The sequence below is a fragment of the Thiosulfativibrio zosterae genome (assembly GCF_011398155.1).
Taxonomy (GTDB): Bacteria; Pseudomonadota; Gammaproteobacteria; order Thiomicrospirales; family Thiomicrospiraceae; genus Thiosulfativibrio; species Thiosulfativibrio zosterae.
In genome coordinates, this window is sequence record NZ_AP021888.1 from 246,669 (window position 1) to 266,240 (window position 19,572).

Annotated in this window: 13 protein-coding genes; 6 read left to right on the forward strand and 7 right to left on the reverse strand. The window is 45.6% G+C overall.

What is annotated here, in order from left to right; all coding sequences use genetic code 11:
• The first annotated feature begins 15 nt into the window (after positions 1–15).
• A complete protein-coding gene (locus THMIRH_RS00930) occupies positions 16–453 on the forward strand; it encodes a hypothetical protein (RefSeq protein WP_194240844.1) in 438 nt (145 codons plus the stop codon).
• A gap of 114 nt (positions 454–567) precedes the next feature.
• Here THMIRH_RS00930 and THMIRH_RS00935 read toward each other — a convergent pair whose 3' ends face one another.
• The 6 genes from THMIRH_RS00935 to THMIRH_RS00960 all read right to left on the reverse strand — a co-directional run bounded on the left by THMIRH_RS00935 (position 568) and on the right by THMIRH_RS00960 (position 9,240).
• Positions 568–2,337, reverse strand: coding sequence for a DEAD/DEAH box helicase (locus tag THMIRH_RS00935; protein WP_173289870.1), 1,770 nt, complete (start codon positions 2,335–2,337; stop codon positions 568–570).
• 304 nt (positions 2,338–2,641) lie between these two features.
• A complete protein-coding gene (locus THMIRH_RS00940) occupies positions 2,642–4,750 on the reverse strand; it encodes a putative bifunctional diguanylate cyclase/phosphodiesterase (protein ID WP_243831460.1) in 2,109 nt (702 codons plus the stop codon).
• Between the two features lie 152 nt (positions 4,751–4,902).
• Positions 4,903–7,032 (reverse strand): EAL domain-containing protein, encoded by a 2,130-nt coding sequence (locus tag THMIRH_RS00945; RefSeq protein WP_173289872.1) that lies wholly within the window; start codon positions 7,030–7,032, stop codon positions 4,903–4,905.
• Between the two features lie 66 nt (positions 7,033–7,098).
• On the reverse strand, positions 7,099–8,475 hold the full coding sequence (locus THMIRH_RS00950) for a TRAP transporter large permease (protein WP_173289874.1): 1,377 nt from the start codon (positions 8,473–8,475) through the stop codon (positions 7,099–7,101).
• Positions 8,476–8,494: 19 nt separating this feature from the next.
• A complete protein-coding gene (locus THMIRH_RS00955; protein WP_173289876.1) occupies positions 8,495–9,049 on the reverse strand; it encodes a TRAP transporter small permease subunit in 555 nt (184 codons plus the stop codon).
• Entirely contained in the window at positions 9,046–9,240 is a 195-nt protein-coding gene (locus tag THMIRH_RS00960; RefSeq protein WP_173289878.1) for a hypothetical protein, read from the reverse strand. Before THMIRH_RS00960 ends, THMIRH_RS00955 begins: the two co-directional genes overlap by 4 nt.
• A gap of 104 nt (positions 9,241–9,344) precedes the next feature.
• Between THMIRH_RS00960 and THMIRH_RS00965 the strand changes: the two genes are divergently transcribed.
• From THMIRH_RS00965 to THMIRH_RS00985, 5 genes are all read left to right on the forward strand, one after another.
• On the forward strand, positions 9,345–11,603 hold the full coding sequence (locus THMIRH_RS00965) for a primosomal protein N' (protein ID WP_243831461.1): 2,259 nt from the start codon (positions 9,345–9,347) through the stop codon (positions 11,601–11,603).
• Between the two features lie 69 nt (positions 11,604–11,672).
• On the forward strand, positions 11,673–12,524 hold the full coding sequence (locus THMIRH_RS00970; protein ID WP_173289881.1) for a hypothetical protein: 852 nt from the start codon (positions 11,673–11,675) through the stop codon (positions 12,522–12,524).
• Between the two features lie 80 nt (positions 12,525–12,604).
• Positions 12,605–13,096, forward strand: coding sequence for a DUF2062 domain-containing protein (locus THMIRH_RS00975; RefSeq protein WP_173289883.1), 492 nt, complete (start codon positions 12,605–12,607; stop codon positions 13,094–13,096).
• An 11-nt stretch (positions 13,097–13,107) separates the two neighbouring features.
• Positions 13,108–15,084, forward strand: coding sequence for a TIGR03545 family protein (locus THMIRH_RS00980; RefSeq protein ID WP_173289886.1), 1,977 nt, complete (start codon positions 13,108–13,110; stop codon positions 15,082–15,084).
• Positions 15,085–15,120: 36 nt separating this feature from the next.
• Positions 15,121–18,345 (forward strand): methyl-accepting chemotaxis protein, encoded by a 3,225-nt coding sequence (locus THMIRH_RS00985; protein WP_173289888.1) that lies wholly within the window; start codon positions 15,121–15,123, stop codon positions 18,343–18,345.
• A 299-nt stretch (positions 18,346–18,644) separates the two neighbouring features.
• Here the strand turns inward: THMIRH_RS00985 and bioC are convergent, their stop codons facing one another.
• Positions 18,645–19,571 carry a malonyl-ACP O-methyltransferase BioC gene (gene bioC / locus THMIRH_RS00990; protein ID WP_173289890.1) on the reverse strand — a complete coding sequence of 309 codons (927 nt, stop codon included), beginning with the start codon at positions 19,569–19,571 and terminating at the stop codon, positions 18,645–18,647.
• Position 19,572 lies beyond the last annotated feature (1 nt).

Sequence of the window (19,572 nt, forward strand, 5' to 3'; positions counted from 1 at the left end):
GAGAAGGACTCGTTTATGAAGCAAGTGTTGATCAATGCCGCTATGGCATCTGTTTTGGTTTTAACTGCAACTCAAGCTAATGCCAATTGGTTTGGCAATAACAATGGTTACAATAATGGGTATAACGATTGGCCAGAATGGACACCTATGTATTGGGCACAAGAAATGGTTGATCAAATGGACGACAACTATTACAACAACGGTCCTTTCTATGGTAACAATGGGCCTTATCCTTATACACCTTATTATGGCGCACCCATGCCTTATCCTTATCAGCCAGCGCCTTATTATGCGCCACCAGCACCTCAGCAAAATATGGCACCAGCGCCTGCGCCTCAGCAAAATACGGCACCCGCACCCAACTATGGTCAGCCTTATCCCATGCAGCCACAAGGTATGCCTTACCCTATGCCGCAAGCACCTTATTATCCTCAGCAACCGATGCAGAGATAATTCAAAAGTTTTATAAAGTTCTAAAACGACAAACCCCAGCAAAGGCTGGGGTTTTGGATATTGAACTCAGCTGGGTGTTGACCTTGCTGAGTTTTTTTATGGGCGCTCTAAAAGTTAAGCTTTTGGCTTTCTTTTATTCAAAGAAAAACGCTTTTTAGCGGGTGAAGTCCCATCTTGCATTTTAGATACATTCAGTTGTTGTCCACAAACCCAGGCACGCTTTAAGTCGCCAAGCGCTTCTTTAGACAGGGTTGCTGGCAAATCCACCGTACAGAAAGTATCTTCAATGTTGAGCTTTTGAATGAACTCACCATCAATACCCGCTTCGTTAGCGATACAGCCGATGATATTGCCTGGCTTAACACCATGGGTGCGGCCCACTTCTAAACGGTAACGCTCCATGCCTTCGTTGGGTGGCGTTTGTGCGCGTTTTTCGCGAGGTGCTCTTTCAGGACGGTCGCCGCGAGGCGCTCTGTCTGGGCGATCACCACGAGAACCACGGTCATTGCGCTCACCGCGTCCGCCACGATCTCCGCGGTCTTCATATTCGCGCGCTTTGCTTTGGGCTTTTTCATCTAAGAAGAAAGGCACGTCACCTTGTAATAATTTAGCCAAACCAGCCGCAATTTCAATCGCAGGAATGTTGCTTTCAGATTCAATCGATTCAACCATTTTTTGGTAGAAATCTAAATCGCCACTTTGCGCAGCATCGATGATTTTGTCTTTAAAGCGCACGACACGACCATCGTTGATTTCTTGTGCGGTCGGCAAAGTCATTTGGGTAATTTTTTTCTTGGTTGAATGCTCGATAGAAGCCAATAAGCGTCTTTCACGAGGTGCGACAAACAAGATAGCCGTTCCGCTACGACCCGCACGCCCAGTACGACCGATACGGTGCACATAAGATTCGTTGTCATAAGGAATGTCGTAGTTAATAACATGACTGATACGCTCAACATCTAAACCACGCGCTACCACATCGGTAGCGATTAAGATGTCTAACTTGCCAGATTTTAAATGGTCAACAATACGCTCGCGCTGGTTTTGCGCAATATCACCGTTTAAGGCAGCGGCGGCATAACCACGCGCTTCAAGTTTTTCAGCCAATTCAACGGTCGCAGTTTTGGTGCGCACGAACACAATAATCCCATCAAAGGTTTCGGCTTCTAAAATACGGGTTAAAGCATCTAACTTGTGTAAGCCGCTCACTAACCAATATTTTTGGTCAATGGTGGTCGCCGTGGCCGTGGCTTGTTTGATGATAACTTCAGTTGGGTTTTGCAAATAAGTGTTGGCAATGCGGTGCACTTCTTTTGGCATGGTCGCAGAGAACAAGGCAATCTGACGCGTCTTAGGCGTGTGCTTTAAAATCCACTCAACATCATCAATGAAGCCCATGCGTAGCATTTCGTCGGCTTCATCTAAGACCATTGCTTTCAACTGGTCTAATTTTAGAGTGCCTTTGGTGATGTGGTCCATCACTCGTCCAGGTGTCCCAACTACCACGTGAACGCCACGCTTTAGCGCACGAATTTGGGTGCTGTATTCTGAACCACCGTAAATCGGTAGTACATGCAAGCCTTTGATATTACGAGAAAAAGTTTGGAAGGCTTCTGCAACCTGAATCGCCAATTCACGGGTAGGTGCTAGTACTAACACCTGTGGGTCTTGTTGGTTGATGTCAATCTTTGACAAAATCGGTAAGGCAAAAGCGGCGGTCTTACCGGTACCCGTTTGCGCCATACCCAATACATCGCCACCTTTTAATAAAACAGGAATGGCTTTTTCTTGGATAGGAGATGGGGTTTCGTAACCGATTTCTTCAAGTGTTTTTAATATGGCGTCAGACAGACCTAGATCTGAAAATTTGATCTCTGTATTCATGGATATCCTTTTACTACAGTCGAGAGTTGCTGAATTTCAAATATGAAATTCTTGTGAGCAAATGCACGCCCGTATAGTCTCGTTTGTAACGAGGCGGAATCCCTTAGATATTACTAGAGTTTGCGAATAACAATGAATAACAGACAGGCAGGCATTTAGAAGTTGCGTATTGTACCGTAAATTAAAATAAATATCTGAATTTATTTAATTTTTTTATGCGGATATTAAAAACAGTGCAGATTTTTGGTTAAAAATGCGCTAAAAATAACCAGGCCTGGTTGTTTTTGGCGATAAATTTTGTCAGTTAAGCGATTTTGCTACTGACTTGTTGCGGTTTGATATAGCGCTCTTCAAAGTCAGCGGCGGGCAAGGGGCGACTGTAAAGGAAACCTTGTAACAATACTTGGTCATATTTTTGAGTTAAGAAATCTGATTGTGCTTGGGTTTCAACGCCTTCGGCGACAATTTTGAGGTTTTTGGTGCTGGCCAGTTGGATGATAGAGTCAACAATGGCTTCGTCATCTGGATTGCCTGGCACTTGGGCGATAAAACTTTGGTCGATTTTGAGTTCGTGAATGGGCAGTTTTTGCAAATAACTCAGTGATGAATAACCCGTGCCAAAGTCATCGATTGACACCTCAAATCCTAAACTCACTAGGTGTTGAATTTTTTGCAAAGCCAATTTTGAGTTGCGAATCAACACCCCTTCGGTCAATTCAAGCGTGATGGTACGCGGGTCAACTTGGGTAAACTTCATTAGCCCAATAATCAGCTCAATAAAACTTTGTTCGTGGAATTGAATTGGGCTAATGTTGATGGCGATGCGAATAGGGCGGTATTTTTTGTTCCAGGCTTTGGCCTGCAAAAAGGCTTTGTGCATCACCCATAAACCTATTTTAATAATTTGACGGCCCTCTTCTGCCACGGGAATAAATTTGGCAGGAGATACAAACCCCAGCTCTGGGTGAAACCAGCGCAATAGGGTTTCGGCAGAAATGGTTTCACCTGCTTTGTTCACTTGCGCTTGAAAATAAATCTGAAATTCATCATCAAGTTCAGAGTGGTTAAGCGCTTCTATGAGCTCTAATCGCTGTTTGGCTTCTTCAATGAGTGATTTTTCGAACAGATAAGTTTGATTGCCGCCGAGTTTTTTGGCTTCAGACATCGCCATATCCGCATAACTGATGATTTGGTCTGAACGACTTTGTAAGTGATCTTCTGCAGTGGGGAAAATACAAATGCCAATGCTGGCTGCACTGTGAATGGAATGTTGTTCAATTTTATAGCGACTGTCGATGGCATCCAGCAATTTGCCACCAAACGCCAAAGCATCTTGAAAGGCGATGTCGCGGTCTTGTGTAGCGTTAGGACAAAGCACCATAAACTCATCGCCACTGAGGCGCGCGAGGGTGGCTTTTTCGCCCACCAATGGCAGCAAGCGTTCTGCAACCTGAACCAGCAATTGGTCACCCGCATTATGACCGAAAGTATCATTGATGATTTTAAAACCATCCAGGTCTATAAAAAATAAAGTGCCAAAGGTTTGGTGTTGTTGGCAGTTTTCAAAGACGCGTTCAATGCGTTCTTGCAATAAAGTGCGATTGGCCAGGCCGGTGAGTTTATCGTAAAAGGCCAGTTGGTTGATTTCTGATTGGGCTTCAAGAATATCGGTGATGTCTTGTAAAACGCCAATAATGTGTTCCACATTATTGGCTTCGTCCACCAGCATAGACAACGAAAGAATGGCACTAAAACGCGCTTCTTTGGACGCAAAAATTTGCACCTCTCCTGACCAGCTTTGTTCATCTAACAAGGCGCGCATAATGCTGTTAAATGGAACTTTAAAGGTGACTTGCTTTTGTAGCCAGTCAATATAAGTCATTTTTTGGAGTTGTTCTGCCGTGAGTCCGGTATAGGCGCAAAACGCATAGTTGGGTTGGGTGATTAAGCCTTGAGCATCGGTGATAAATTGCCCCGCGTAACTGGCATTCATGAGTTTTTGTTGGGCATCCAGTTGAATGTGGAGCGATAAATCTTGAATAACCAGAAGGGTGTGCTCAGTGTTATCTTGGGTTTTTAACAGGTGGCGTTGCAACTGAATTGGTCGTCTGGACGAGCGATTGGGCATTTTTAGCCACAGGGTTTGGCTGGTTTCGTTGTGTGGATTGGCAAGCCAGTCTTGCAAGTTAAAGGCCAGTTCGCCTCTTTTATGGGTGCAGAGCCATAAAGGGTCTTGTAAAACATCGAGCGCTTGCTGAGGGTGCCAGTTAAAAAACGCAGGATTGGCGTGCAAAGGATGATAAGTTTCATCAAACAACACCATGGCTTCTTTCAGTGGAGCCAAAATCGCCGCTAAGTCACTTAAAGATGCGGGGCGTTTTGATAATAAGTTGTCGGTTGAAATACGATTCAATCGAAAAATCCATTGTTAAGTAGAATTGCGAAAGCCTTTTGTTTAGTGGCTTGCAGCCGTGATGAGCGATTGCTATTTGAGCGTTATCATACGATAAGTTTTTAGGATAGAAAACCCATAAAGGTGCTTTTTGCATAAAAAAACGGGATTTTTTAGAGGGTTAAGAATTGCTTTTCAAATTCTTGGGCGGTTTCTGGGTGGCTGAAAAAATAACCTTGCATCAAAATGGCGCTTTGGTGGGCCTTGAAGAAGTCCACTTGGGCTTCTGTTTCCACGCCTTCGGCCACAATGGTGAGGTTTTTACTCTTGGCCAGTTGAATGATGGTTTCGATAATGGCGATGTCTTCTTCACTGCCAGGCAAGTGTTTCACAAAACTTTGGTCGATTTTAAGTTCGTGAATCGGCAGTTTTTGGAAATAACTTAAAGAAGAATAGCCGGTACCAAAATCGTCAATCGATAGTTGATAGCCCAATTGAGCTAAGGCTTTGATTTTGGTGAGGGCATCTTCGATATTGGAAATTAAGATACCTTCCGTCAGTTCGAGGGTAATGTGTTGTGGATTGACTTGCGTTTTGCGTTGTATTTCTAAAATGCAGTCTACAAAAGTCGGCTCATGGAATTGAATCGGGCTGATATTGACCGACAAATGTACCGGCGTTGCACTTTTTTGATTCCATTGATAGGTTTGGGTAAAGGCTTTTTCTAAAATCCATTGCCCGAGTTTAAGAATTTGCTTGGTGTCTTCTGCAATGCCAATAAATTGGTCGGGTCGAATGTTGCCCAAAATGGGGTGCTGCCAGCGAATCAGGGTTTCGGCACTGATTTGTTGGCTGTGATTGGCCACTTGTGCTTGATAAACCAAATAAAATTCTTGGTCGTAATTGGCGTGCTTCAGGGCTTCTTCTATCTCGCGGCGGCGTAAAATCTTTTCGGTGAGTTCGGTTTGGTAAAAATACAGCTGGTTTTTGCCGCGTTGTTTGGCTTCGTACATGGCCAGGTCAGCACAGCTAATCAGATACTCTGGGGTTTCGTCCGCCGAACCCGGGATAATATGAATCCCCACGCTGCTGGCGTTGGGAATAATGTGTTCTTCAATCAATAAATCTTGGTTGAGGGTTTGGATGATTTTACTGGCTAAGGTGAGCGCGTGTTGTGCCGCTAGGTCACGACTGAGCACTTTATAGCGCGTTAAAATAATAAACTCATCACCGCTGATGCGCGCCACCAAGTCTTCAGCTCTGAGCAGCTCGGTCAGGGTGTTGGCCGTTTGTTTAAGTGCAGCATCGCCAACCGCATGGCCGTAAATATCGTTGATTTCTTTAAAGTTATCTAAGTCTAAATAAAGCAGGGCGCTATAGGTGTGATTGCGTTTGTGATGCAGCAGGTCTTTTTCAAGGTGTTCAATAAATAGGCGACGATTGGGCAGTCCAGTCAGGTCATCAAAATAGGCCAGACGTTCGACATTGGCTTGCGACTCTTTTATATCGGTGATGTCTTGTAGCGTGCCCACATAGTGCTCGATGTTTTTATCATTGTCCATCAACATCGATAAACTTAAAACCGCATGGAAAGTGGTTTCTGGATTTGGGTGGATTTGAACTTCGCCACTCCATTTTTTGTCGAGTAGTAGGGATTTTAAAATGTCTTCAATTTGAATAGAGTCTTTGAGCGTGACCTGTTTTTTCATCCAATGAATGATGGTCATGCTATTGAGCTCGGTCGGTAACAAGCCCGTGTAAGCCGAAAAAGAAAAGTTGGGCTTGATGATATAGCCTTTTTCATTGGTAATGAATTGCCCATCATAGCTATTAAAAGCCGCTTCAAGAATGCGATGTTGTTCATCGGAATGCGCATAGATGGTTTGATCGTAAACCACTAAGAGCAGCGCTTGAAAACTGCCGTCGGTATTGAGGATGGGTTTTGCCGATAATAAAACGGGAGTTGAGGGTTCTTCCGAGCAATTGGGTTTAACCCAAATATAAGTTTCTTTGGGGATGTTTTGCGCCGCATCGATCACTTGCTCGAGCCAGCGTTTCATATTGAATTTAATGGTGCGCTTTTTGTTTTTGAAAAACTCAAGATCAACAAAAAACTCATCACTGTTTGGGTTAAAGCACATCAAGCTTTGTGCCGCATCATTTATGATTTGTAATGATAAGTGTTGGCTAAAAACCAAAATACCATCGTGAAGCGCATTGATGATGTCACGCTTAAACTGACGCTCATTTTTCAGGCGTAGAATGGTGGACTTGAGTTCGGCTTCGAGAGTTGTGTTTTGCATAATAGGCATTATTTTAGGCGAACTTTAACAAAATACCGCACAAAAAATATTTATAGTCAGTTTGCATCAATATGAGTTGCTCTGTTGAGCGGGCAACCAAGTCGCCAATTCTGGCCAATAGGCGATTAAACAAAGCACTAATAGTTGAATACCAATAAAGGGCATCACGCCTAAATAAATATCTTTAGTTTTAACACCCTGTGGGGCAACGCCTCTTAAATAAAACAGTGCAAAACCAAAGGGTGGCGTTAAAAAAGCGGTTTGCAGATTAATAGCAATCATAATACCCAGCCAAATAGGGTCAATGCCCATCATCAGCAAAATGGGGGCGACAATCGGCACCACCACATAGGTGATTTCAATAAAGTCTAAAAAGAAACCCAGCACAAACATAAAGACCATTACCAACAACATGGCGGTAAATACCCCACCCGGCAGGTCAGCTAATAAACCATGGATGAGGTCGTCACCCCCCAACCCTTTAAACACCAAAGAGAAAAAGGCGGCCCCAATGAAAATCATAAAAATCATACTGGTGACCATCAAGGTGTCACGCATCACTTGATTAAGTATGGCCAGATTTAAGCGGTTTTTTAAAGCCGCTAAAACCAGCGCGCCTAAAGCACCAATCGAAGCGGCTTCGGTGGGCGTGGCAAAGCCCCCTAAAATAGAACCCAAAACCAAAATAATTAACACCAAAGGGGGCAGTAAACTGCCCAGCACTCTTGTCCAAATGCCAGCGGGTATACTGGCGCTGGATAAGCCGGGTGCGGTTTCGGGTTTTAGCCAAGCCATGCCAAAGACATATAAAATATAAAATAAAACCAGCAACATACCCGGCAACAGCGCACCAATAAAAAGGTCGCCGACAGACAGAGTTTCGGGTGAAAAAATACCTTGATTGAGTTGTGCCTGTTGGTAAGCCGAAGACAATACATCGCCCAATAAAATCAACACGATAGACGGTGGAATAATTTGCCCCAAAGTCCCTGAGGCGCAAATGGTGCCGGTGGCGAGTTTAGGGCAATAGCCTTGCTTAATCATGGTTGGCAAAGCCAGTAATCCCATGGTGACCACCGTTGCGCCAACAATGCCGGTGCTGGCGGCTAAGAGTGCGCCCACCAAAATAACCGAAATCCCTAAGCCGCCTATAAAACCACGCATCACTTCATCCATGGTGGTTAAGAGTTGTTCGGCAATTTTGGACTGCTCTAACATAATGCCCATAAACACAAATAAGGGCACAGCCAGCAGTGTGGTGTTGTTCATAATGCTGAAAATACGATTGGGCACACTGTTTAAAAACGCCATGTCAAACGCGCCAAAAAGGGTGGCACCCAGCGCGAATATTAAAGACACGCCTGATAGGGTAAAGGCGACCGGAAAGCCAAACATTAAGGCGATTAAAACAAGGGCAAATAAGCCAAGCGCAATGTATTCCATGGAGTTTCTCTGGGTTCTCTTAGAGTTTAGCCGAGCTGGCTTCTGGCGTTTCTGAAGGCGTGGGTGTTGAGTCGGTCAATTGCAAAGCCGATTCCGCTGCCAGCGTGAGGGCTTGCAAACTGACCAAAGCCGCCATGACTAAAATAACGGTTTTTAACAAATACACAAACGGCAGTCCACCGGGTTCAGACGAGGTTTCGTGGATGCGCCAACTGACTTCAACATATTCCCAGCTGGCCCAAGCAATAAACAGCAAAGTCGGTAAGGCTAAAAACAGCGCGCCAATCAAATTGACCCAAGCCTTGCGCTTAGGCGACATGGTTTCATAAAACACATCCACCCGCACATGTTTATCTTGCTGTAACGCATAGCCCATGCCCAGCATAAATACCAGCGCATGGTTGTAAAGCACGGTTTCTTGTAGTGCAATCGCACCGGCATCAAACCCATAACGCAAAATGACCACGCTGGCCGATAACACAACCAAGCTGAGTAATCCCCAGGCGACAAAATGCCCCAGCATTTTTTGAAAACGATTTTGTTGATGGATAAAAAGCGTTAACCAAGTTTTCATAAGCGGTCTTTCAGTTGAGGGCCGGTCGGCAAAGGGGTTTGTTTGACGCCACGCGCTTCTTGATTTTTGTCGGCGTTTTGGGCGCTGGGCGTGGCTTGTGAATGCGAGTCATCGTCTTGCGAACAGCTACTTAAGCTGAAGGCAATCGGCAATAAAATCAATAATAAGGTGTTTGTTAGACTTTTTTTCATGAGGGTTATTCTGCAGACTTTTAATGGGATAAGCAAGCCTGATATGGGTTGAGAAAGGGAATTGTGTCATAATGATTTATTAAATTTTTGCCAGAGAGATTTGCGTGACCATCATTGAAGTGGCTGTTGCAGGGCCTTTTTTAACCCCATTAAGTTATCTGTTGGATTCGACAGCAACGGCCGCTTTGCCGGTGGTGGGCGGACGAGTGCGCGTGCCGTTTCGCAGCAAATCTTTAGTGGGTGTGGTGATGGCTGTGCAAACCTTTGTGGATGAGCAGGCTTTACAGGCGGGTTGCGCAGCCTTATCGCTCAACCTTAAAAAACTTAAGTCGATTGAAGCGGTGTTAGACACCGCACCACTATTTTCCGCTAAAGACATGGAATTGTTGAAGTGGGCAAGTTTTTATTATCACGAACCGATTGGCAATGTTATGCAAACCGCGCTGCCCAAACGCCTGCGGCAAGGTGAAGTGCCCGAGGTAGAAGGGGTAACCTCTTGGGTTTTAGCGCCGCAGTCGATTCGAGAAACCTTGCCGCCCTTGCCCGCCAATGCTAAACAGCAGTTGGCGCTAATCGATTGCTTGTCAGAATCTCAAGCGCTCAGTGCTGAACATCTTAATGCGCAACTCAATCATTGGCGCACGCCCATGAAGCGTTTGCTAGATTTGGGTTGGGTGCAAGAAACCACCTCGCCTTGTTTAAATTGGCACTCAAAACTGACCAGGCCTGGTCATATTTTGAATGCAGAACAGCAAGTAGCGGTCGATGCGGTTGATTTTGACAAAGGCTATCAAGCCTTTTTATTAGAAGGAATTACCGGTAGCGGCAAAACAGAAGTCTATTTGGGCATGATTGAACGCTGTTTGCACTTGGGAAAACAGGTGTTGGTCTTGGTGCCCGAAATTGGCTTAACCCCGCAAACCGTGCAGCGCTTTGAAGCCTATTTGCAACAGCCCGTGGCGGTGATGCATTCTGGGCTCAACGACAAAGAGCGCCAATGCGCTTGGTGGCTGGTGCAATCAGGGCGCGTGCAAGTGTTATTGGGCACACGCTCTGCCGTTTTTACGCCTTTTGCCAATTTGGGTTTGTGCATTATGGACGAAGAGCATGATTTGTCTTTTAAACAGCAAGATGGTTTTCGCTACTCAGCGCGTGATTGTTTGGTGCGCCGCGCCCATCTTGAAAAAGTGCCCGTGGTGTTGGGTTCGGCAACGCCCTCTCTAGAAAGCTTATATAACGCTCAAACCCAGCGTTATGCTTGGTTAAAACTGCAGCAGCGCGCCGCCGGCGCACAGTTGCCAAATGTACAGCTATTGGATATTCGTGGTGAAAAACTGGCCGAAGGCGTATCAACGCCTTTGCGTAAACTCATGGCACAGCACCTTGCAGACCAAGGTCAGGTGTTGTTATTTTTAAATCGCCGTGGATTTGCGCCGGTGTTGATGTGTCATGACTGTGGTTGGCAAGCAGCCTGTCCCAGTTGCGATGCCAATATGACCTATCATCAACAGGTGAATGAATTGCGGTGTCATCATTGTGGTTATCAACACAAAGCACCGCACACCTGTCCGCATTGCCAGTCGGCAGAATTTGTTAAGGTCGGTCAAGGTACCGAGCGTTTGGAAGAAACCATTCAAAGCTGGTTTCCCGAAGAAAGCCTGTTGCGGATTGATGCCGACACCACACGCCTCAAAGGACAAATGGCCGAACTCACACAGCAAGCCAAAGAAGGCAAGGCGCGTATTTTAATCGGCACGCAAATGCTGGCCAAAGGGCATCATTTTCCGCAGGTCACTTTGGTCGGTTTGTTGGACATTGACCAAGGATTATTCAGCAGTGATTTTCGGGCAGCGGAACGCATGGCGCAGTTAATTGTGCAGGTGTCGGGGCGTGCTGGGCGCGCTGAAAAAACCGGTACTGTGATGATACAAACCCATCATCCTGAGCATCCGTTATTAAAAACCTTGGTTGCCGAGGGCTACGAAGCTTTTGCCAAACAAGCCTTGCTGGGTCGTGAAGAGGCCGGTTTGCCGCCTTATGAATACCAAATTTTAATTCGTGCCGAAGCCATCGATGCCCAAGCGGGTTGGCAGTTTTTAAATGAAATCAAATTCAGTCTGCAATCTCTCAAACCGACGCTCTTAGCGCAAGCGTCAAGTCAGGTGAACGCTCAGGTGATGGGGCCGGTGGCGGCGCCCATGATGCGACGCCAAGGGCGCTATCGTTATCAACTGCTGTTGCAATCCAATCATCGCGGCACTTTGCATCAATGGTTAGGGCAAGTAGAGTCCAGAATTTACGCTTCAAAACTCACCGCCAAAGTGCGTTGGAGCATCGATGTCGATCCGCAAGAGATGAACTGAACCAGCTCAAATGTTAAGTTGGCGAGTAATTTGCTTATAAATTTTTTTTGATTTAATGGAGCTTTGTGCATGAGATTACTAGGTGTTTTGCCGCTGGCGGCAATTGTGTTTCTGCAGGGATGTGACTTGGGAATTGAGGATAAAAAAACTTCAGCTCCAGTTGCGCAGGTCACTTCAACTGAGCTGAAGGCTTTGTTTGAAAGTTTTATTCTCATCCAAGATCAAGAAATGATGCTAACAAACTTGGCGACTCAATTGCAGGGTGTGGATACGGTTTCAAGTGTTGCTGGTTTGTTAACAAACACCAGCTCAACAGGTGTTTGTGGTGGAACATCAGCTTTATCAGCTGATCTGACTGCGGTAAGTGGTGATTTTGATAATACCTTAACCTTAAATAGTTACTGCACGGATAGCTTAGATTGGACAGGTAAGTTAACTCAGTCTGGCGTTGTAACTGCTACTGGCAGCGATGCCGATAATTATGAAATGGTGTATGGTAATTATATTTATAAAGTTGAATCGGATGATGCTTTTACTGTAACCCTAGTAGGGACTATGGAAAAGGCTGTAACGGCGACAGCGACAACACATTATTTTAATAGGATATCAGCCTATAAATACCCTGATAACCTAACGGTTGAGGCTCTTAAATGGCTCGTCGCAACTTATGATGCTGGCAAAATTTATACTGGTAGTTTGGTTCATCCTACTTATGGTACCGTTGCTGTGACTACGGTCCCTTCTTTTCCAGTCACGACGACACAAGACGGCCCCTACCAAAAACCCATTAGTGGCAAACTTAAGTTAACAGGGCTTGATAGCATTGGTTATATCACTTTCAATGGATTGGGAAGTTACACCCTAGATGTCGATGCGGATGCCGACGGTATTGTTGATTTAACTGAAACCCTGTCTTGGTAATTTCTTATTGATTGAAATGATTGTGAATTTACCCAAATTCGTTAAAATGATGGTCTTTACTAATTATTACTGAGGCAATAATGGGCTTAATACTCAAGTTGTTTAAGGCACTCAACGCCAATCAATATCCGGGGCAAATTGCCCTGTCTTTTGTATTAGGGATGATATTGGGGTTAACCCCCTTATTTTTTGCCCATAATTTACTCACGCTGGCGCTTATTTTTATGTTGCGGGTGAATCTTGCCGGTGTGGTGGTTGCTTGGGCATTTTTCAGCGGACTGGCCTATTTACTGGATCCTATCTTTAATCAGCTGGGGCTTTGGGTGTTACAAATGCCTGCTTTAGAGCCTATGTTTACTGAAGCCTATAATTCTGCTGTTTGGCGCTTCTTGCACTTTAACAACTCTATTGTCATGGGCAGTATTTTGGTGTCCTATTTGTTGGCGATTCCAGCCTTCATTCTCTTTTTGATTTTGATTAAAACTTATCGCAAAACCTTTTTGGCTTGGGTCAGTAAATTCAAAGTCGTGCAAATGTTAAAAGCGGCTGATAAAGCCAGCTTAGTTTCTTAAGGAGAATGCAAATGACTCAAACAGCCATTAAAAATCCTTCTCCGACTTCTGCTGCACCTGCACCTGCATCCACGCCAGCCCCTAAAGGCTGGATTCGTTGGTCGGGTATCGCTATTTTTAGTGCCATTATTGGTGGCATCGTTGGCTTGTCTTATTTGGGTATCAGTCTTTTTCTAAAAAAAGAAATTCAACATTACGCCAGCCAAGCTTGGGGTGCCCAGGTGGACATTGGCTCTTTGGGGCTTAGTTTTAGTCCACTGGGTGTCGAGGTGAATCAAATCGCCTTAACCGACCCTGAGCAGCCCATGCAAAATTTACTGCAAATTCAACAAATCAAAGCCACGATGAATTTGTATCACTGGGTGGTAGGGCGTACAGTAATTGAAGATGTGAATTTCAATGGCTTTGCGATGCATCAGCCTCGTCAGAGCGCCGGTGCGATTTATAAAACTGCCGAGGAAACCGCGGCGCAAAAAGCCGATAAAAAAGCATCGCAAGCTTTTAATTTGCCACAAATGAGCTTACCTGATCCGCAAGAAATTCTGGCCCGTGAAACCCTAAAAACCGTGACAGCAGGGCAAGAAATTCAAGCCGAAATTGCCAAAATTGACCAGGCCTGGTCAAATTTGCAGGCAAAATTGCCAAATGAAGCAACGGTTAAAGACTATCAAAAACGCTTTGAAGCCCTGTCTAAAGGTGACTTTAGTAATCCTGCGGTGATTTTACAAAAGCAAAAAGACTTTGAAGCCCTCAAAAAAGAAATCGAAGCGCACAAGAAAACCCTGGATGAAGGTCAGGCGTTACTAAAACAAGTCAATGCCCTCAAAACCCAAGCGCAAAAATTACCAGATTTGCCTCAGCAGGATTATGACCGACTCATGGCCAAATATAGTTTCAGCGAACAGGGCTTGTCTAATGTGACCTATTTGTTGTTTGGGCCCAAAATTCAAGGCTGGTTGGATACGGCTCAAGCCTGGCGCGTTAAGTTACAACCCGTGATTGAGTATGCCCAATCCTGGCAAGCCAAACGAGCCAAAGAAGCCGCCGAAGCCGAAGCAACCAAAGCTGCCAGAGCCTTTGGCACCGTGGTGAACTATCGGGAATATGACCCACAACCCAAGTTTATCGTTAAGCGCATTCATGGCGATGGCAATATTGATTGGGGTCATGTCGAGCTGGCAATTAAGCAACTCAACTTTGATCATGCGGTTTCTAAAATCCCGGTCACTTTTAAAATTGATGCTTTGCCGGTAAAGCAAAAATCGCCTTTAATCATTATGGGTGAAAGCAACTATGTGCACCCTGAAAAACCAATTAATCGAGCCAACTTTACCCTTGCCGATTATGCGCTCAGTGAAGCGCGTTTGTCGGACGATAAAACCTTGCCTGTAGTTATGAAGCAAGGCCAGATGAGTTTGCAGGGGCAAATGTCATGGTTAGGTGGCGATCAGATTAAAGCGGACGTTGACACGCGTTTTAGTCAGGTTGCGTTGGATGCGACAGCGTCTGACTCTAAAGAAGTGAAAAAATACATTGCGCCTATCTTTGCCGATATCTCAGAATTTACGGTGCAAAGTGCCATCACTGGTGATGCGTTCGCGCCCAAAGTGGATGCGAAATCTGATTTGGATAAGTTGTTGTCAAAAGCATTTAATAAAGTTTTAGATGCGGAAATCGCCAGTGCTAAGCAGCAAGTTAAACAATATTTAGACACATTGTTGAATGAGCAAATGGGGCCTATTAATCAACAGTTGAGCAAACTCTTGGGCGAGCAGTCGACCTTAAAGGCGCAAGACTTGGATTTGGATGCCATTTTAAATGGCAAGTTGCCGGGCTTGGACCAAAAGTCGCTAGAGAAAAAAGCAAAAGCTGAGGCCGAAAAAGCGCTTGAAAAAGAAAAAGAAAAATTGAAAGCACAGGCGCAAGCTGAAGCCGAAAAAGCGATTAGCGACAAAGCCAAAAACATCTTAAAAGGCTTTGGCTTTTAATGTTCTGCTGTCACCGTTGATAGCCTAGGAAATGATATGAGAAAAAATCTGCCCATCACCCAGCATGAATATGTCATTCCCGAAGGTCGAGTATTGGTCTCTGAAACAGACTTGTTGGGCAATATCACCTATGCCAACGATACTTTTATCGAAGTGAGTGGTTATTCTTGGGAGGAACTTAACGGCCAACCGCATAGCATGATTCGTCATCCGGATGTGCCAGAGGCGGTTTTTAAAGACCTTTGGGATACTTTAAAACGCGGTGAGCCTTGGCATCAATATGTTAAAAATCGTCGCAAAAATGGCGACCATTATTGGGTAGAAGCCAATATTGCGCCAGTGTTGCACCATGGCAAAGTCACCGGTTATAAATCGGTTCGTAACACCATCAAGCGTGAGCAAATTCCCCAGTCAGAAGCCGCTTATCAAGCGATTGCCGCCGGCAAAATCATCTTAAAATCCGGCGTTCCAACCACACCTTTTGCTGAAAAAATGGCCGCGTTGAGTCCCTTGCCCAAAAAGAGTATTTTGGGCAAAACCATGATTCCGTTGATTTTAATGGCGATTCTGTGGAGTATCGTGCTGCAGTTGTATTTACAAAATGTGGCCGACAATCTCTACCAAGAAGCGGTGCACGACAGACAAACCTTGCTCAGCTCTAATTTAGACAGCGAAATCGCCAGCCAAAGCCAAATTGCCCTGACCAATGCCGTGGGGCTAGCGGGGAATTCAGCCTTGATTTATGGCCTATACGACCATCAAAAAACGGTGATTTGGCAAATCCTAGAAGTGAATTATCAGCAATATGTCAAACGCGCCAATATGGATGGCATGGGCTTGGCGGTGTTTGATGCCGATTTAAACCTGGTGTCTGGCAGTGGCGTGAGCATTAAGGTGGATGCTATGCCCAAAGAACCGCTGACCCGCATACAGTTTCAAGCCGAAGGTGGATTTTTGCAGGCTCTAGTGCCGGTGCCTTACGGTGACAAGGTCATAGGTTTGGTGGGGGTGAGCTTGCCTTTAACGCAGGTCAGTGCGTTAGAAAAACAAGCCAATCACCAATATGCAGCCTTTGCAAAACAACAAACCACCTATCAAGCGGCGCAAGGGTTTGAAAATTCGCCCGCGTTGCAAAGTTTTCAATTGCTAAAACCTCAAGAGCAGCAGGACTTGTTTAAGTCACTGTATCTCGTCAAAAATAATCATTTGTTTATTTGGTCGCCGGTTGAAGCAGGCGGGCAGATAGTAGGCGCACAATTGATTGTCGAGCCAATGGAGATTTTAAGTCGTTTGCTCAGCAACACCTATTTTATGATTTATGTTGCTCAAGCCGCCATGTCGGGTGGTTTTATTTTGTTATTGATTCAAGTGTTTTGGCGGTTGCGTAAATTCATCTTAACGCCCCTGAAAAACCTCACCGATAAACTGAAAATTGCCTCAGAACAAGGGTCGTTATCGGTGCGCGCGGATGTGCTCACCACTGATGAAATCGGGCAAATGGGTGAAAATTTCAACCATTATGTGACCGCTGTGCAGCATTTGATGATCAGCGTGTCTGACATGATTGATGAACTGGCAAAAGGGCGTTTATCAAAGCGGATTCAGGCAGATACCAAGGGGGATTTGAATATCCTTAAAAACTATGTCAATGATTCGGCAGACAATATTCAGTTTGTCATTAAAGAGATCGAAAGTGCCATTCACGCGATTCGTGACGGGCATTACAGTTTTGACAGTAGCCAAACCTTTAGGGGCGAGTTTGCGGTGATGATGGAAGACTTAAAACTTGCCATGAATGATACGCATGATGCCGTGGTGGGTATCAACACCACCATGAAGTCGATTGCAGAAGGTAACTTCTCGCGCCGCCTAAATGCTCAACTCAGTGGTGAGCTTGAGGCCTTAAAAACCAATATCAATGCATCGCTCGATCAACTAGAGTCGGGCATTACCGAAGCGGTTGAAGTTTTGGTTGCGCAGTCGGAAGGCGATTTAACCCAGCGAGTGCAGGGCAAATATAGTGGCAAGATGGGGGTGATGGCTGAAGCGGTGAATACTTCATTGGATAATATTTCCAGTGCCATAGCTGAGTTGATGTCAGCTTCTCATACCGTCAATGATGCCTCTGCACAGATTGCCGAAGGGTCGAGCAATTTATCTGATCGTATTCAAAGCCAAGCGGCGACCTTGCAAGAAACGGTTGCCGCTATGGAGGTGATCACCGATACGGTGCGCAAGAACGCCGAAAATGCCAATGAAGCAACTCTCTTAGCCAGTGCGGCCAAGCAGCAAGCAGACAATGGTTCGTTGGTCATGCAACGCACCAAAGATTCGATGGCGAATGTGGCCCAGTCCAGTCAAAAAATAGCCGATATTATCGGCTTGATTGACTCGATTGCGTTTCAAACCAACCTGTTGGCCTTAAACGCAGCGGTAGAAGCGGCGCGTGCCGGTGAACAAGGCCGTGGATTTGCCGTGGTGGCGGGCGAAGTGCGCAATTTGGCAGGTAAGTCTGCCGAAGCCGCCAAAGAAATTCGTGGGCTCATCGAAAATACCGGTGTGCAAGTCCGCCAAAGTGTCAGCTTGGTTGAGTCGTCAAATAAAGAATTTATGTCGATTGTGCAGGTAATTTTAAAAATGCACGAGTTCATTGCGCAAATTGCCTCCGCTAACCAAGAGCAAACGCGTGGTGTTGAGCAAATTAACTTAGCCATGGAAGGCATGGACAGCGTGACTCAGCAAAACGCTGCCTTGGTTGAAGAAACCGCCAGTGCAGCACAAACCTTGCGCAACGAAGCCGACGAAATGAAAGGCCAAGTGAGTTTCTTTAATACCAAATCCAGCGAGTTGGGCGCGGGTGTCAATCGCAGCCATGCGGTGATTCAAAGCTTTAAATTTCATGAGAAATCCACTGGCCCAGAGGCTTGGGATATGGCCTTGGCTGAAAGAGCCCTGCGTAACTGGGTGAATAAATTAAAAGCCAGCTTAAATGGCGTAGGGCAAATTACCCGCGAAGAATTGTCTGCCAAAACGGGCATGACCCATTGGTTAGCACAAGAAGGGCGTGATGCGTTTGGTAGCTTGCCAGAGTTTGCTTTGTTGCAACAACTTTACCCAAGTTTACGCAGCGAGTTTTTGAAAACCTTGGATCTCAAAGAGTCGGGTAAGCTAGAAGATGCACAGCTTCATTTTATTGTGGTTAAAGAATTGTCTGCTGCGGTGCTGGATATTTTAGATAAGCTAGAAGCCCAATTACACTGATGCCATTGAGATAATCAATGGGGCGCAGGCTTTAGCCTGCTGAGTGAGGATGGATTGCAGAATAGAAGGCTAAAGCCTTCGCCCCAAAAGTTGACGGGAGTTAATGGGGCAGGCCTAAGCATGCTGAGAGTTTATGCGTTATTTAACAGAATGCAGACGGGAGTTATGGGGCGCAGGCTTCAGCCTGCTTAATGTTGATAGTTTATTTAACAGAAGGCTAAAGCCTTCGCCCCGAAGGCAGACGAGAGTAAATGGGGCGCAGGCTTTAGCCTGCTGGGCGGGGTGTAAAGGCTTTCAGTTTAAATGGGTTTTAAACCACTTTTAAACTGATCAAGCGAAATTTCTACCAGGCCTGATCTATCACGATTGGGGCCTTTAATCACTTCTTGTGCCGCCCAAGCATGCCCATGCACCACTTCATAGGTGGCGGGAATTTTTTGATCTGTGCGTGGCGCTCTAAATGCTTCGTAGTGCTCTAACATTTGGGTAAAGCGTTGCTTGCCCATCAGGCCTGCACCACGGTCTTGATTAGCAAGGGTTGCGCCTATGGCTTTTAAATCTTTCAAAACCCCAATGGGTTTGTCATAGGTCAGCACAAAGTCTTCTACATCCATCACCGGTTGTCCAAAACCATTGCGTATTAAAGCATCGCCAATATCGTGCATATCAATAAAGGTGTTTACATGGGCTTTTTGGTCGGTTTTTGACCAGGCCTGGCGCAGTTCTTTTAAAGTATCTGGACCAAAGGTGGTGAAAATCAACACACCTTCGGGTCGCAATACGCGGCGAAATTCTTGAAACACGGCATCCAAATCATCGCACCATTGCAACATCAAATTACTCACCAATAAATCCACCTGACCAGAAGCAAGCGGCAACGCATAGGCATCGGCATTGATAAAGTGCTGCTGTTCACTGCTAAACAGCGATTTGGCTTTTTGCCCAAAGCTGCGTTGTTGTTGATAATGGTGCTGCGCTTTTTTGAGCATGCCCAATGCCAGGTCTACCGCCATTACCTGCGCTTTGGGGTAACGCGCGCGCATTTTTTGCGTCAAAATCCCAGTGCCAGCACCGACATCTAACACCACTTGCGGTTGAATGGCAATTAGGTCAAGGCGTTCATCTAAATGGTCGGCCACTTGGCGTTGCAAAACGGCCGCTTCGTCATAGCTGACGGCGGCATGATCAAAGTGTTGGCGAATGTGAGCGCGGTTAAAAGTTTGCATT

What these genes read in the sequence shown, in the direction of transcription:
- THMIRH_RS00950 (WP_173289874.1), bottom strand. Translation starts at nt 8,475, where the DNA reads ATGGAATACATTGCGCTTGGCTTATTTGCCCTTGTTTTAATCGCCTTA.
- THMIRH_RS00930 (WP_194240844.1), top strand. Translation starts at nt 16, where the DNA reads ATGAAGCAAGTGTTGATCAATGCCGCTATGGCATCTGTTTTGGTTTTA.
- THMIRH_RS00970 (WP_173289881.1), top strand. Translation starts at nt 11,673, where the DNA reads ATGAGATTACTAGGTGTTTTGCCGCTGGCGGCAATTGTGTTTCTGCAG.
- THMIRH_RS00960 (WP_173289878.1), bottom strand. Translation starts at nt 9,240, where the DNA reads ATGAAAAAAAGTCTAACAAACACCTTATTATTGATTTTATTGCCGATT.
- THMIRH_RS00975 (WP_173289883.1), top strand. Translation starts at nt 12,605, where the DNA reads ATGGGCTTAATACTCAAGTTGTTTAAGGCACTCAACGCCAATCAATAT.
- THMIRH_RS00980 (WP_173289886.1), top strand. Translation starts at nt 13,108, where the DNA reads ATGACTCAAACAGCCATTAAAAATCCTTCTCCGACTTCTGCTGCACCT.
- THMIRH_RS00955 (WP_173289876.1), bottom strand. Translation starts at nt 9,049, where the DNA reads ATGAAAACTTGGTTAACGCTTTTTATCCATCAACAAAATCGTTTTCAA.
- THMIRH_RS00945 (WP_173289872.1), bottom strand. Translation starts at nt 7,032, where the DNA reads ATGCAAAACACAACTCTCGAAGCCGAACTCAAGTCCACCATTCTACGC.
- THMIRH_RS00935 (WP_173289870.1), bottom strand. Translation starts at nt 2,337, where the DNA reads ATGAATACAGAGATCAAATTTTCAGATCTAGGTCTGTCTGACGCCATA.
- bioC (WP_173289890.1), bottom strand. Translation starts at nt 19,571, where the DNA reads ATGCAAACTTTTAACCGCGCTCACATTCGCCAACACTTTGATCATGCC.
- THMIRH_RS00985 (WP_173289888.1), top strand. Translation starts at nt 15,121, where the DNA reads ATGAGAAAAAATCTGCCCATCACCCAGCATGAATATGTCATTCCCGAA.